General features: G+C 59.5%; 15 protein-coding genes. 3 read left to right on the top strand and 12 right to left on the bottom strand.

Features of this window, described 5'->3' with window-relative positions; all coding sequences use genetic code 11:
* Positions 1-9 precede the first annotated feature (9 nt).
* The 3 genes from ABIE20_RS10195 to ABIE20_RS10185 are packed head-to-tail and all read right to left on the bottom strand — an operon-like array spanning position 10 to position 1,181.
* A complete protein-coding gene (locus ABIE20_RS10195; protein WP_429504851.1) occupies positions 10-228 on the bottom strand; it encodes a DUF4287 domain-containing protein in 219 nt (72 codons plus the stop codon).
* Between the two features lie 36 nt (positions 229-264).
* Positions 265-936 carry a class I SAM-dependent methyltransferase gene (locus ABIE20_RS10190; protein WP_429504849.1) on the bottom strand — a complete coding sequence of 224 codons (672 nt, stop codon included), beginning with the start codon at positions 934-936 and terminating at the stop codon, positions 265-267.
* Between the two features lie 56 nt (positions 937-992).
* A complete protein-coding gene (locus tag ABIE20_RS10185) occupies positions 993-1,181 on the bottom strand; it encodes a hypothetical protein (RefSeq protein WP_429504847.1) in 189 nt (62 codons plus the stop codon).
* A 34-nt stretch (positions 1,182-1,215) separates the two neighbouring features.
* On the opposite strand from ABIE20_RS10185, the gene ABIE20_RS10180 reads away from it, so the two are divergent.
* Complete coding sequence (locus ABIE20_RS10180; protein WP_429505259.1) at positions 1,216-1,728, top strand: glyoxalase superfamily protein; 513 nt, start codon at positions 1,216-1,218, stop codon at positions 1,726-1,728.
* Between the two features lie 21 nt (positions 1,729-1,749).
* Here ABIE20_RS10180 and ABIE20_RS10175 read toward each other — a convergent pair whose 3' ends face one another.
* The 3 genes from ABIE20_RS10175 to ABIE20_RS10165 form a co-directional block, all read right to left on the bottom strand.
* A complete protein-coding gene (locus tag ABIE20_RS10175; RefSeq protein ID WP_429504845.1) occupies positions 1,750-2,580 on the bottom strand; it encodes an alpha/beta fold hydrolase in 831 nt (276 codons plus the stop codon).
* Between the two features lie 45 nt (positions 2,581-2,625).
* Entirely contained in the window at positions 2,626-3,150 is a 525-nt protein-coding gene (locus ABIE20_RS10170) for an AAA family ATPase (RefSeq protein ID WP_429504843.1), read from the bottom strand.
* Positions 3,151-3,244: 94 nt separating this feature from the next.
* Positions 3,245-3,868 (bottom strand): hypothetical protein, encoded by a 624-nt coding sequence (locus ABIE20_RS10165; RefSeq protein ID WP_429504841.1) that lies wholly within the window; start codon positions 3,866-3,868, stop codon positions 3,245-3,247.
* Between the two features lie 227 nt (positions 3,869-4,095).
* Between ABIE20_RS10165 and ABIE20_RS10160 the strand changes: the two genes are divergently transcribed.
* Together ABIE20_RS10160 and ABIE20_RS10155 are read left to right on the top strand one after the other, a co-directional pair.
* Positions 4,096-5,019: a hypothetical protein gene (locus tag ABIE20_RS10160; protein WP_429504840.1), complete on the top strand. Its 924-nt coding sequence runs from the start codon at positions 4,096-4,098 to the stop codon at positions 5,017-5,019.
* A 327-nt stretch (positions 5,020-5,346) separates the two neighbouring features.
* Positions 5,347-6,507: an HPP family protein gene (locus ABIE20_RS10155; protein ID WP_429504838.1), complete on the top strand. Its 1,161-nt coding sequence runs from the start codon at positions 5,347-5,349 to the stop codon at positions 6,505-6,507.
* A gap of 34 nt (positions 6,508-6,541) precedes the next feature.
* Here the strand turns inward: ABIE20_RS10155 and ABIE20_RS10150 are convergent, their stop codons facing one another.
* The 6 genes from ABIE20_RS10150 to ABIE20_RS10125 form a co-directional block, all read right to left on the bottom strand.
* The gene (locus ABIE20_RS10150) at positions 6,542-6,760 is read right to left on the bottom strand and encodes a hypothetical protein (protein ID WP_429504836.1); all 219 of its coding nucleotides are present in this window, start codon (positions 6,758-6,760) and stop codon (positions 6,542-6,544) included.
* Positions 6,761-6,854: 94 nt separating this feature from the next.
* Complete coding sequence (locus tag ABIE20_RS10145; RefSeq protein ID WP_429504834.1) at positions 6,855-7,847, bottom strand: DUF6708 domain-containing protein; 993 nt, start codon at positions 7,845-7,847, stop codon at positions 6,855-6,857.
* Positions 7,847-8,863: a DUF6708 domain-containing protein gene (locus tag ABIE20_RS10140; RefSeq protein ID WP_429504832.1), complete on the bottom strand. Its 1,017-nt coding sequence runs from the start codon at positions 8,861-8,863 to the stop codon at positions 7,847-7,849. Before ABIE20_RS10140 ends, ABIE20_RS10145 begins: the two co-directional genes overlap by 1 nt.
* Entirely contained in the window at positions 8,863-11,391 is a 2,529-nt protein-coding gene (locus ABIE20_RS10135; protein WP_429504831.1) for a T6SS effector BTH_I2691 family protein, read from the bottom strand. The genes ABIE20_RS10140 and ABIE20_RS10135 overlap by 1 nt, the downstream gene beginning before the upstream one ends.
* Positions 11,388-12,275 carry a DUF4123 domain-containing protein gene (locus tag ABIE20_RS10130; protein ID WP_429504829.1) on the bottom strand — a complete coding sequence of 296 codons (888 nt, stop codon included), beginning with the start codon at positions 12,273-12,275 and terminating at the stop codon, positions 11,388-11,390. The genes ABIE20_RS10135 and ABIE20_RS10130 overlap by 4 nt, the downstream gene beginning before the upstream one ends.
* On the bottom strand, positions 12,272-13,144 hold an 873-nt coding region (locus ABIE20_RS10125; protein WP_429504827.1), incomplete at its 5' end, for a type VI secretion system Vgr family protein. The genes ABIE20_RS10130 and ABIE20_RS10125, both read right to left, overlap by 4 nt.

Below are 13,144 nucleotides of genomic sequence, written 5' to 3'. Positions count from 1 at the left end.
GTTGTATCCTCAGCTGTTTTTGCCGCTCGCCAAAAAATACGCCACCAAGGCATTGGCATGGCCATGGCCCAAGCCATGCTCGGCCTTGAGCCAGTTGACGATCTCCATGTGCTTCTTGCCGCTGACGGTGCCGATCAGCTTTAGCCAGTGGCTGACGGGCTGGCCGTATTTCTTCTCGATGGAGGGGAAGTACGACGCTGGCCCTTTTACTTTTGTCTCTTCGCTCATGGTGTGTGGTTCCTTGTCAGGTGGGTGGGATGCGCTTCAATCTTTAGGCTCGGCTATCAACAGCAGTGATTGCGGCAGCGGGCTTTGCGGATGCTGTGGCTCTTGCAGGGTGGCCAGCCTGAACCCTGCCATGTCCAGGGCATTAACCCAGCTGGACAAAGTGCGCAGGTACCAGGGCATGGGCTGCCACTGGCCGGCAAAGCCGGAAAAGGTTTCTTGCCGCCAACCGTCCTGATAGTTGCCCGCCGCGGCCGTCCACGGATGCAGGGTCTGGATCACCAGGGCGCCACCAGCGGCGAGCAGGGCGTTCATGGCGCCGAGCAGGGGGATGATGTCCTGGTGCAGCAGGGCGAAGTTGGCGCAGATCAGCGAGTAGTCGCGACCGATATCAACCTGTGCGTCTGCCAGCGCTTCATAGCTGGCCAGATACACCTGGGCCGTGCCCGCTGCCCGCGCCGCTTCGACCAGGGTCGGGTCGCCGTCCACCCCTACGGCGTCGATGCCGCGCTCGGCCAGTGCGCGCAACAGCCAGCCTTCGCCACAGCCCAGGTCGAGCACGCGTTCGGGCTGGCGGCCGAGCACCGCCAGCAGAATCGCCTGGTCGGTGACTTGCTGGCGGCTTTCGATGGCGCCGCTACGAACGGCTTCAATCCACGCCTGGGCGTTGTCTTGCCAGCTTTGCAACAGCTCGTTTTCGGGGGCAGGCATGGCGCTCTCCATTCAACATTACCGGCGCTGGCAAGGCCAGCATGCACAGCTGCAGTCTAGGCAAATGAGCCGGTGCGCACCTCCCCATCAAGCACATAACGGGCGATCAGCACTCCACCTGGCGTGCTGTTCGATTCGGCCAAGGTAAAGGACGCCGCTTGCGCCTGGTCATCGAACAGGCGCTTGCCCGGGGCCTGGATTACGCCGTCGAGGCTGGTGAAGGCGGCAACGATGAGTCTACGCATGAGTGGCTCCTGATGGGGCTGCAGGCGGAACTGCCTGACACTAGTCGAACCGGCGCCGGCGAAATCGACAGCGCTTCGATCATCTGTGTACTATCGCCCCCAGGCTTATGCTGCCAGCCGCTCGCGCCCACACGGCCTCGGCTTCAGGAGAAAAACGATGATTTCAACCGAGCAAGCCAAGCCGACGGCGGTCCGCTTCGACAAGCCCATTCCCATCCTGCGTAGTTTCGACGAGGCCAAGGCCCGCGAGTTCTACCTGGATTTCCTCGGTTTCAGCGTCGAGTTCGAGCACCGTTTCGAAGCTGACCTGCCGCTGTATCTGGGCATCAGCCGTGACGGCCTGCAACTGCACCTGTCCGAACATCATGGCGATGCCAGCCCGGGGGCGACGATCTTCGTGCCCACGCACAACATCGAGCAACTGCGCGACGAACTGCAGGCCAAGCGTTATGGCTATGGACGCCCGGACATCGTCGAGCAGGGCTGGGGCAAGGTACTGGAAGTCTATGACCCGTTTGGCAACCGGATACGCTTCTGCCAGAGCTGATAGATCTGCATTGAGCCGCGATCAACTGCGGATAAAGGCCAACAGGTCGGCATTGATGATGTCGGCATGAGTGGTAGGCATCCCGTGTGGGAACCCCTTGTAGGTTTTCAGCGTGCCGTTGCCGAGCAGTTTGGCCGACAGCGGTCCGGAGTTGTCGTAGGGCACGATCTGGTCATCATCACCGTGCATCACCAGCACCGGTACCGTGACCTTCTTCAGGTCCTCGGTGAAATCGGTCTGCGAGAAGGCGACGATACCGTCGTAGTGGGCCTTGGCGCTGCCCATCATGCCCTGGCGCCACCAGTTGAGGATCACCCCTTGCGACGGCGTAGCGCCCGGGCGGTTGTAACCGTAGAACGGCCCGGAAGGGATGTCGTGGTAGAACTGTGCACGGTTGGCCGCCAGTTGCGCCTGCAGGTCGTCGAATACTGATTTTGGCAGGCCGCCGGGGTTGCTGGCGGTCTGTACCATCAGCGGCGGAACCGCGGCGAGAAGGGCGGCCTTGGCCACCCGCTCCTGGCCATGGCGGGCGATGTAATGGATGACTTCGCCACCGCCGGTCGAATGCCCGACATGCACGGCCTTTTGAACACCCAGGTGTTTGACCAGCGCCGCCACGTCATCGGCGTAATGGTCCATGTCGTGGCCATCCCAGACCTGGCTCGAGCGCCCATGGCCGCGGCGGTCATGGGCGACGACCCGATACCCCTGGGCCAGGAAGAACAACATCTGCGTATCCCAGTCGTCGCTGCAGAGCGGCCAGCCGTGGTGAAAGAAAATCACCTCGGCGTCACGTGGGCCCCAGTCTTTGTAGAAGATCTCAACGCCATCGTTAGTGGTCACGAATGCCATGCTCGCTACTCCTCTGTGGTGTGGGCGAACCATGAGCATAGGAGATCAGGCTGGAACGTGGTTGAAGCCTTCGACAAACGCCGCAATTTGCCGGCTACCGCACAAATGCACCACCGGCACCTGCGGCCCGGTGGCTTCGCGCACCCCTTCGATTCCCGGGCGATAGCCGCGATCAAAGGTCCAGACGAATTTCAGGAAGGTCAGAAACGCCCGGTCCAGCTTCTCGCTGCAGCCATCGGCGAGGTCAGGGCGTGGGCGGTTCAGCACGCTGCGCTTGATCACCCGCATCAAGCAGGTCAGGCGCGGCGTATCCAGCCAGATCACCAGGTCCGCCTGCGGCAGGCGCAGGTCGAAGGTGCGCCGCGCGTAGTTGCCTTCACACACCCAGGTGTCTTGCGACACTGCCTCGCGCACGCGCGAGCGGAACTGCTCGGCATCCGGCTCGACCCAGCCGGGCTCCCAGAACAACCTGTCCAGATGCACCACGGGCAAGCCCAGCTGTTTGCCCAGGGCACGGGCGAGGGTGGACTTGCCGCTGCCGGCGTTGCCCAGAATTACGATCCGTTGCATGAGGGACTGCCTTGTCGGAAAAAAGCCGGCGATTGTGCAGGTTTTGTCGGGGCAGTGAAAGCGTACCGGTAGGGATCTTGCAGCCTTTCAGGCACTAATTAGCTGGCGCAGAAGGAATCAAATCGTCTTCAATCCACTGGGCAAGCCGGTGCCGATCGATTGCGCGCGCCATGTGAGCCAAATACGCCAACTCTGCAGTGCTGAGGGTCAAACCATGGGACAGGAGTAGCGCCAGACCCTCAAGCGCATCGTGCTCTTGCTCAAGGCAAACGACCGTTTGCCGGGCCGGGGTGAGGCCGTTGTTGGCGACCGATGAAAGGCTTGCACCACACTCGATCAAGCGCTTGGCGCGGTCCGCCCGCCCGAACTTGAGCAGCGTCGAGAGCACGGTTAACCCATCCTCATTTGCTGCATCGACACGGTTGTTGCGGCTGTACCAGGCCAGTACCCATTCGAACACGGAGTCATCACTTTCCAATGCCACCCGGTGCAGCAGGTTATTGCCGCCAAGGCTATTGTTTTGCAAAAAATCAACGCCTTTGGCCGCAAGAAATTCCAGCGCCTGTATGTTTTCAGCCACATAGAACAGAACGGGAATACCGTTATAGGACTCGTGGTTTTTGATCGGTGCAAGCAAGCGCTGCATTGCCCTGTTGTCGCCATTGACCAAGGTGTCAGCGGCTTCAAACAAATCGATTATCAACGCTTCATCTATCATCGCTGGCTCTGAGTGGTAAGTGTGCGGTCGGGACCGGCCCCTGGCGGTTGTCCTGGTGTGCAGAACACCCGCTGCCGATGGCCCGATCATGCACTTTGCATGATGGAGATGTTCGCGAGGTGCTGCAACCTATTGAATCTATGGCCATTGCCCATTCAACCGGTTTGGCACAGGGCGTGCACCCGTTGTAGTGAACATTCGATGTTCCTCACGGGAGCTCTACAACAATGATTACAACATCAGAAACCCATTCCACCTCCATCGTCGAAGCGCAAAGCCGCTCCGGCGTGTCATGGGCGGCTATTTTCGCCGGTGCGGCGGGCGCCGCGGCGTTGTCGTTGATATTGGTTTTGCTCGGTATCGGGCTGGGCTTCTCAGCTGTTTCGCCTTGGGTTGGCGACGGCATGAGCGCCAAGGGCCTGGGCATTTCGACGATTGTCTGGCTGGCGCTGACGCAGATTATCGCCTCCGGCCTGGGTGGTTACCTGGCGGGGCGTCTACGGGTCAAGTGGGCGAGTGTGCATGGTGATGAGGTGTACTTTCGCGATACCGCCCACGGCTTTCTGGCCTGGGCCGTTGCCACGCTGGTAACGGCTACGCTGGTGGTCGGTTCGGTCAGCAGTATCGTCGCTGGCGGCGTGCAGGCGGGGGCTCAGGTCGCCGCGGGTGCTGCAGGTGGCGTTACTGCGGCAGCGGCGGCTGCCAGCGGTTCCCAGGACAGCGACCCCTATGGTTATTTCGTCGATACCCTGTTTCGTGGCGATGGCACGGTCGCGGTCAACGAAGATGCCGCCCAGGTGGCGGTGACCCGCATCATGGCGCGCTCATTGAGCAATGGCGGGCAACTGAGTGCTGAAGACCGGCAGTACCTGGCGCAACTGGTCAGCCAGCGTACCAACCTTGCGCCGGCCCAGGCCGAGCAGCGTGTCGACCAGGTCTTCGCCCAGGCCCGCCAGGCAATGGACGATGCCAAAAAGGCTGCCCGTGAAGCGGCTGATGCCGCCAGCAAGGCGGCTGCGGTATCGGCATTGTGGATGTTCATTGCGTTGCTGTGCGGGGCGTTCTTCGCCAGCCTCGCCGCCACTTACGGTGGCCGTCGTCGCGATGCCGTGGTGCTGGTCGATGACTACGTCAGTGCCCAAGTCCGTTGAACCGAGGAGAACTACCATGCGTTCACTACTGTTGTTCATGCTGGGTGTACCCATTCCGGTGATCATCCTGATCGCTCTGTTCATGCATTGATTGCCTGGCGAAGTCGGCGGCCTTGCCGCCGACTCGTGCCATCCCTCAAAAAAACTGCACTCACCCCTCAGTTTTTTGAATTACCACCCCCCAGCCCAACCCCGGCAAAATCCCCGCCCACGCAACACCCAAAAATTCCATCTCCACGGACGGAGCCCATTGGTATTGCCCCTCGCAATACTCAGCCCAGCCCTTTTGGCCGGGCTTTTTTTACTGCCCAGGTGCCCGATCTACCCATGTCTCCCCGCGCTCTGAACAACGGGTTCAGCCGGCTGCTGCCGGCCCCTTTGAATATCCCCCCGAAAGAATGGCTACGCGCAGGCGTCGGCGCGCTGCTCGGCCTGTTTCTCGCAGGCCTGGCCTGCAGCCTGGCCTTTGGCCCGACAGTGGCGCTGCACCTGCTCGGGCCACTGGCGGCCTCGGCGGTGCTGCTGTTTGCCGTGCACTCCGGGGCGCTGGCGCAGCCCTGGCCGTTTATTGGCAGCTATGCCAGCGCCACCGCGGTGGGCCTGGTGCTGCATCACTGCTTTGGCTCGGCCTTGTGGGTCGCGGCGTTGGCCCTGGGCGTGGCGATTTTGCTCATGTGCCTGCTGCGCTGCCTGCACCCGCCGGGCGGCGGCGTGGCGGTAAGCGTGGTGCTGGCCGATTCGTCGCTGGCGGCGATGGGCGACCAGGTGTTCGAACCAATCATGCTCAATGCCCTGGTGCTGGTGGCCGTGGCGGTGATCTATAACCGCCTGACTGGCGTTCGCTACCCGAAGATCGCCGCACCGCGCAAAGACCTGCACCACACTGCCGACGTGCTGCCGGGGGAGCGGGTCGGCGTCAGCGGCGAAGACCTCGACCAGGCGCTGGAAGAGCTCGGCGAGTTCGTCGACGTCACCCGCGATGAGCTCGAGCGCATCATCATGGCTACCGAGCAGCACGCGCTCAAACGCAGCCTGGGCGGCATTACCGCCGCCTCGGTGATGTCCCGGGACGTGCAACTGGCGACCCCGCAAACCACCTTGCAACAGGCCTGGCAGTTGCTGTCGAGCCACCATCTGCACACCTTGCCGGTGCTCGATGACGCCCGGCGCCTGGTGGGGATAGTCAGCCTCACCGACCTGGTTGGCCCGGCCATGGCCCAGGGGCGGTTCAGCTGGCGCGCACTACTTGGGCGCCGGCCCAAGGTGATGCTGGAACAGATCATGAGCCGGCCGGTGATCACCGTGCGCAGCGACGAGCCGGCGGTGGCGTTGATTCCGTTGCTCAGCGAGCAGGGCCTGCATTGCTTGCCGGTGATGGACGGCGAAGCGCTGGTAGGGGTGATTACCCAGACCGATCTGATTGCCGGGCTCAAGCGGCAGTTGTTGAGTGAGGTTGGGTTGCTCGGCCAGGACCGCGCGCCCGGTTAGCGCGTCGCTTATCAACGGGGGCCTGCCGTTGGCATCAAGGCGCTGTCCTCGATTCCAGGTCCAGGTCTTCGGGCCACTTCACCTTGGGCGCCAGGCGGCGGGCGAGATTGAAGGTCACGGGCTCGCTGACCCCGCCACTCAGGCACAGCGCCATGGTCTGGCTGTAGGCCTGGCCCGAGGTAAAATCGGCGCCGTCGTAATCGTGCTGTTCGCAGCAGAAAAAGGCCGGCGTGCGGCAGGCCCCGGCCGGCACCGTCGATGATGCGCTGGAAGGTTGCCAACTGCACCGGTAATAGATGGGGAAGGGCGGCTGGCAACGCAGCCTGTAAGTGCACGCTTGCAAGGCATCATTCGATGCCCGCCTTTTCGATGGACTTGGGGAACTTCGGCTCATAGCACAGCAACAGGGAAATCCAATGACCGAAGGCGTGGATCACGATCAGTGGCAACAGCAAGCTGTAAACGAGCACGAACACCCATAGCGCAGGGGTTTTTATAAAACGGCTGTCCAGGCGCCAGACGGCCATGAACGAACGCCATGGCCAGGGGAACTTGCCAATCAGCTTTGCCGGCTTGGGCGCGGCCTCGGGGCCTTCTTCCATATAACGACGGATATATTCCCAGAACGCCAATAGCTCCGAGGCATTGCGGGTAGGTTTACCCACCAGGGTGACTTCGCAGTCATCCTTCAAATTGCCGTCGGCGTCCCGTACGGACCGGGTTTCCTTGTCCCAGCCCAACATGACAAAGCCGCCGGTGCCTTCCAGCTCGGACATGTTCGGGTCGATGCAGACCTCGGCCGCGTCCCAGTCCAGCGCAACGATACCGCCCAGGTGCTTGGGACGGAGCAGGTAGACCTTGCGGGTGATGCGGTTGAAGCGGACGATCAGTCTACGAGCGGTAAAAAGTTCGAGTCGGAGGTAAGGGGCAACATGTTTAATGTAAAAATACAGAGTTATTGCAGGAATTGCTGGTATTACCCACATGAACGCATAGTCAAGTGAGTTTAATTGTTCGTCAGCTTCTGAGAGAGCAGATATGTAATAGCCTCCAATGTAATAAAGTGATGACATTAACATGCAGAGTAGCAATGCGCCGCCGACACCTGGAATTAAAGTTATCAGTCCACGTTTCTCGTCGTTGGGAGTGCGCACATCTACATGTGTGTTGCTGTATGTGTAAAGAGAAAAATTGTCCGAGGTGAGGTTGGATACGTGTTGTGTGACGCGAATAGGTGAAATATTTACGCCCTCTTCGATCTGTCGACCGGCCTCCTTAGTTAACTCCTCGTAATTCGTCGTCGCACGACCGTCGTGCATCAGCCATTCGAAAAAGTACATCAGTGAATTTCCTTTTCCGCTTTAACTTCTACGCCGGCTTCCTCAATGCTACGGGGAAATTTCGGCTCGTAGCACAGCAACAGGGAAATCCAATGGCCGAAGGCGTGGATCACGATCAGTGGCAACAGCAAGCTGTAAACGAGCACGAACACCCACAGCGCAGGGGTTTTTATGAAACGGCTGTCCAGGCGCCAGACAGCCATGAACGAACGCCATGGCCAGGGGAACTTGCCAATCAGCTTCGTCGGTTTGGGCGCGGCCTCGGGGCCTTCTTCCATATAACGACGGATATATTCCCAGAACGCCAATAACTCCGAGGCATTGCGGGTAGGTCTACCCACCAGGGTGACTTCGAAGTCATCCTTCAAATTGCCGTCGGCGTCCCGTACGGACCGGGTTTCCTTGTCCCAGCCCAACATGACAAAGCCGCCGGTGCCTTCCAGCTCGGACATGTTCGGGTCGATGCAGACCTCGGCCGCGTCCCAGTCCAGCGCAACGATACCGCCCAGGTGCTTGGGACGGAGCAGGTAGACCTTGCGGGTGATGCGGTTGAAGCGGACGATCAGGCGCCTTGCCGTGAAGGCTTCAAGACGGAGGTAAGGGAAGACGTATTTGAAATAATAGTAAAGCGAGACCAATGGGATCGCCGGGATAATCCACATAAACAAGTAATCGGAGGTATCCAGTTGGTCGTCTGTGCCCTTGAACAGCGATAGGTAATCAGCTCCAATATAATAGCTGGAGCCGGCTAGCATGATGAGAAATGCAACGCCTATTGAACCAGCGATTAGTGTGATAAGCCCCCTTTTTTCATCGTTTGGTGTGCGAGCGTCAATGTAGGTTTTGTTATGGGCGTATAGGGAAAGGTTGTCAGTGATGCGCCCCGAAATTTTTTGTGTTGTACGAATAGGGGGTAGTTTTTCTTCGCTTTCGATTTGGCGATCGGCTTCCTTGGTCAACTCTTCGTAGTTCGTCGTTGCACGTCCGTCGTACATTAGCCATTCGAAAAAATACATCAGAGTGTGTCCTCAATTGCTTTGTTTAGATTTATTAGTTCTTGAGCTTCGGAATTTGAAGTTCCGTTCTGGCGTTCTTGGCGGAAGGTGCTGTGGCGTAAGTAGTGTTGAAGGTTGTTAGGGAGAAGTAGTTCCAGTATTAAGGTGGCGGAGAAAATTATGATGTTTATTCGTATGCACCATTGCAGCATGAAAGCCATTTTCAATGCTAGCTGAGCGGATTTCTTTTGTGTGTATGTTAGAAAAGTATTTCGCCCATGTAGCTGGATGATGCGTTCTAGATAAGGCCCAGCTGTTGCGAGTCCGATGGCTACAGAAAATAATGCGGCACCAGCTTGAGCAGTGGCGCGTAGAGAGTAGACAGCGGCTAAAGAATAATTATTGTTTCTTGTTGCTGTGAATACATCCTGGATATCTAGAACCATTCCAATGCTTCCGGATGCCGCCGCCAACACCCCCGCCATCAACTTCAACTCACTACCCATCAATCGCGCAGCCTGGCGAATGGCACTGTTACGGCTACGATCGGCAAACCCTACCGCGACAGCACCCAGTTCCAGCCCCGCGGCGGATACCGCAATCATGGCGGCAGCCAGTTCAATGTATTCGCGGCTGTCTTTATCGGTTCTTTCCAGCTTGAGCTTCAGGTTCCAGAGTTCGAGCAGCGCCAAGGTGCTGCCCAGGCGCACTTCCAGCATGGGGCCGGCTGAGCCCGCTGCCATGGCGTCACCGAAGCTTTTGTTGGCCGCCAGGCCGATCTTGGTTTTAACCCCGGTGCTGAGCGGCACGCTGGTGCGTTCAAAGTGCAGCTGCGCTCCGAGCTCACCCAGCCGTGCCCTGAACACCAGGGCCAGGGCCGTGTTCGCCGGGCCATCGAGCAGCGTGGCCGGCTTGCTTTGCAACAGTCGTGTGCCGAAGGTGTTGATTAGCAGTACGGCGCCGCCGAGCCTGATCGATGAGGCCGAAGCATTGTTGTTGACTTCGCCTACCAGCGCGTGGGCTTTGTCATAGATGTCGGACAGGGCCTTGATCAAGCCCTGCAGCTGACTGTCATCCAGCGTGGCCAGTTCGCTGCGCCGGTCGAGCACGAGGTTGATCTGTTCAGTTGCGCTGGCTTGGTTAAGGGCCAGCCCGCGCCAGAACAGGTTGTGCGGATTGACGCTGTCGATGTCACTCCAGATTTCCAGTTGCGCATTACCCAGCGCCGTATTGTTCATGCCTGCGACTGCGACACCCAGCTGGGTTTCAAACAGCAAGCCATTGGCCACATCATGCCGGTCGTAGTAGGCAAACGCCTGTGCAAGGGACGTGCTGTTGAGCCAGAGCAAGTGGTCGGCGGCGCGGTTGTCCTTGATTTCATCCGCCTGCCTTGTGGCGATGTTGAACTCGGTCAGGAAGGCATCGATACGCGCTTGGTCAACGGAGGAGGCGTATTTTTTATCCCAACTCTCGTTACGGGCGTGATCAATTTCCTGTTGCTGTTGACGCTGCTGGTCCGCGGGGTTGCGAAAGCTGCGGTAACTGCCTGCCGAGGCCATGGCCATGTGGGCGTTGCCGCTGGCGTATTGGCGATCGGTATAACGAACGCCAAGGGAGTTGGCGTGCTGGGTGTAACGCTGCTCAGCTTGCTCGGCAAGGGTGAGTTTGAGGTTCTCGATGGCAAAGGCGATGGTGTGTTTGCGCTGGTTGCTGATGCCTTCGCTGTCGGTTTTGTCCATGAAAGCCTGCAACTGGGCGACGCTCTGGTTGCGCCAGGCATTGAGTTCCTGGGTGATGCCGATGGGGTCATCGAGAACCACGGCGAAGCCTTGCGCCTGCCTGGTTGTCGGAGCGAGTAACGATGCAACGCCAACCAGGGTCGATAGATCGCCTGGTGGCGGGAACAGTTGCTGCGCCAGGCTGGCCGTCAAGGACGCAGATGTCAGCGCCACACTGTCGGCGACAGTAGTTTCAAGGGCTGGTGCTTCAATGATGTGCTCGGTGTGGCTGCAACTCTGGATAAGCCGGCGTATGTCCAGTTTGCGCAGGGTTTCCCGAAGTTGTCTTTGTGCAGGAATTTCCGCGAGCATGCGCGGCGTTAGCGGGTCGGGGGTGAACAGCAGCCGGGCTTCATCAACGTCTTCAGGGTCGGCAATCTGTATGGCGCGACTGCCGAAGTCCGGCATCCGTCCAACGCTCAGATCGTTCGGCTTGGGCCATAACGTTTTGCACAACCCGCTGTTGTAGGTTTGGTAGGCGCCTTCGCATATCCAGCCTTTTTCCCGGCGCAGGATAAACACGTACAGGTAGCCATCGCGAAGTGTTCGTACCGCATAGCGCGCGGTGTCCAGGTGCAGCCTGGCTGGCGATGTGGATTGATTCAATACGCTGGGAAGTGCTGCGTGCTGTTGTGACGATGCCGATTGCGCGCCGCCGATAACGGCGTAACGCAGCGGCAGGATCGATACGGAGCGTTTGCAGGTAACGAAGGGGCTACTGCCTTCGGTGCTGTAGGTTTGCTGGGCAATCAGGGTGAAAGTATCGTTCATGCTCGGGTGTTTCCTCGGCTGTATAGCTCGCTCAGGCGGCCTTGGCCTTCAGCGGTACGTTGCACTGCGGCATGCCATCGCGGGTCTTTTTCCAGCTTTTCCGGGCTGTCGCGCAGGTGGCGGCCGATGAACTCGACCAGGTCGTGATGGTCGACCAGACCGCATTTGCTGCCCTTCTTGAGCAATGATTCGATCTGCGCGCGGCGAACGCCCTGGCACGAGATTGTGAACAGCGACGGCAGCTGCTGGTTGAAGATGTCCAACAGCTGTTGCGGTCGAGTGTCATAGTTCAGCGCTTGCAAAAGCTCGCTGGTCATCACCAGGCGAGGTACCTCTGGATGTGGTTTTGCCAGGCCCGGGCAAGCAATCTTGGACCAGGTGGTATGGCTGGGCGTGGCTCCGCTGATCCACCAGGAGACCATGGGAGAAAACAGCCACCTGCTCCAGGGCTTCGGGGCGTGCATGAGCAGCAAGGGCGTGACCCGGCGGTCGTAGTAGCGCAGCAAGTAGCGCTCACCGTGCTCATCATCGACAAAGGTTGCCTGGCTCAGGTGGTCAACCAGGTCGGCGGGTTTCAGCGTGCTGACTATCCAGGCAACGATGGTTTCATCGTCGTAGCTGGCAAGGCTGTCGATCAGCGTCCGGTAGGTTTTGCCCAGATCTTCCCGGGGCGCTATCAAATGGGCACCCAGGGGTTTGATGGTTTCCAGGGTAGGGTCCACAAGCAGGGGCAGCAGTTCGTTGCCCGGGTAGGCTGTGAGCCGGGTTCTGGTTTTTTCTGACAGCGTCGCCATCTCGACCAGGGCGCAGAGATAACGTGGCCCCGGTGCCCTCTCGGCATGAAGGTCATTGCTCAATGCGTGGATAAGCTCTCGCGTAATCATGCGTCCACCTTCATCAGCGCCTTGCCTTCTCGGGCTGCCTTGAGCCAGCAACTGACACAGATGGGTTCACCGGTAGCGGCTGTACCGGCCAGGTCGAAGGATTGCCCCTGGCCTGGAGGAGTCAGCTCGGTCGGACCTTTCAGGTAGATGGCAACGCCACGCAAGGTGATGCCATTAGCGTCAAGCGTGATGCTGCCCCCCGGCCCCTGGAGTACCAGGCTCTGGCTGGCGTGCAGTTGATGAACCGTGGTGCTTGCTTCTATGCCTTGCGCGGCGGTGATGTGCTGGAAGCCCTGGATGACATGCTCGGCGTTGCCACCGATGTCCATGCGATGGTCGACGGCGATGCTGTCATGACGGTTGTTGCCGATGGTTTCGATGCGGTCCTTGGCAATCGCGATCTGATGGTCGCGACCAAGGACCTGAAAGCGATCACGCCCCACCTGCAGATACTGATCCTGCCCTACCTCAACCCGCTCATCGTTACCCACCCGTTCGCTGCGGTCGTGGCCGATCTCGATCTGCTCATCGCGCACGACCTTTTCACTGCGATCATTGCCAACAAACACCCCATTGTTGTGCTTGATATGAACGTTCTTGTCCTTCTCGGCATGGATGAACACCTCTTCCTGCCCCAGCTCATCCTCAAAGCGCAGCTCGTTGAAGCCCTGGCCCTTGTGGCTGCGGCTTTTGATGGTCATGCGCGTTTTGTGCCTGGGCAGTTGATACGGCGGCAGGTTGGTTTCGCGGTAGGCGCGGCCGGTGGCGATGGGCTGGTCGGGGTCGCCGTCCAGGTAGCTGATGATCAGTTCCTGGCCGACCCGGGGGATGGCCATGGCGCCCCAGGTGGCGCCGGCCCAGCCCTGGGC

This window comes from Pseudomonas sp. 2835 (assembly GCF_050435905.1).
In the GTDB taxonomy this organism is placed as follows: Bacteria; Pseudomonadota; Gammaproteobacteria; order Pseudomonadales; family Pseudomonadaceae; genus Aquipseudomonas.
The sequence above is the reverse complement of the archived record's forward strand: the minus strand, read 5'-3'. Positions and strand labels throughout refer to the sequence as shown.

Bases quoted from the DNA above. Each gene is read 5' to 3' on its own strand.
- ABIE20_RS10145 (WP_429504834.1), bottom strand. From the start codon at position 7,847: ATGTACTTTTTCGAATGGCTGATGCACGACGGTCGTGCGACGACGAAT.
- ABIE20_RS10135 (WP_429504831.1), bottom strand. From the start codon at position 11,391: ATGAACGATACTTTCACCCTGATTGCCCAGCAAACCTACAGCACCGAA.
- ABIE20_RS10130 (WP_429504829.1), bottom strand. From the start codon at position 12,275: ATGATTACGCGAGAGCTTATCCACGCATTGAGCAATGACCTTCATGCC.
- ABIE20_RS10160 (WP_429504840.1), top strand. From the start codon at position 4,096: ATGATTACAACATCAGAAACCCATTCCACCTCCATCGTCGAAGCGCAA.
- ABIE20_RS10155 (WP_429504838.1), top strand. From the start codon at position 5,347: ATGTCTCCCCGCGCTCTGAACAACGGGTTCAGCCGGCTGCTGCCGGCC.
- ABIE20_RS10170 (WP_429504843.1), bottom strand. From the start codon at position 3,150: ATGCAACGGATCGTAATTCTGGGCAACGCCGGCAGCGGCAAGTCCACC.
- ABIE20_RS10140 (WP_429504832.1), bottom strand. From the start codon at position 8,863: ATGTATTTTTTCGAATGGCTAATGTACGACGGACGTGCAACGACGAAC.
- ABIE20_RS10190 (WP_429504849.1), bottom strand. From the start codon at position 936: ATGCCTGCCCCCGAAAACGAGCTGTTGCAAAGCTGGCAAGACAACGCC.
- ABIE20_RS10175 (WP_429504845.1), bottom strand. From the start codon at position 2,580: ATGGCATTCGTGACCACTAACGATGGCGTTGAGATCTTCTACAAAGAC.
- ABIE20_RS10185 (WP_429504847.1), bottom strand. From the start codon at position 1,181: ATGCGTAGACTCATCGTTGCCGCCTTCACCAGCCTCGACGGCGTAATC.
- ABIE20_RS10165 (WP_429504841.1), bottom strand. From the start codon at position 3,868: ATGATAGATGAAGCGTTGATAATCGATTTGTTTGAAGCCGCTGACACC.
- ABIE20_RS10195 (WP_429504851.1), bottom strand. From the start codon at position 228: ATGAGCGAAGAGACAAAAGTAAAAGGGCCAGCGTCGTACTTCCCCTCC.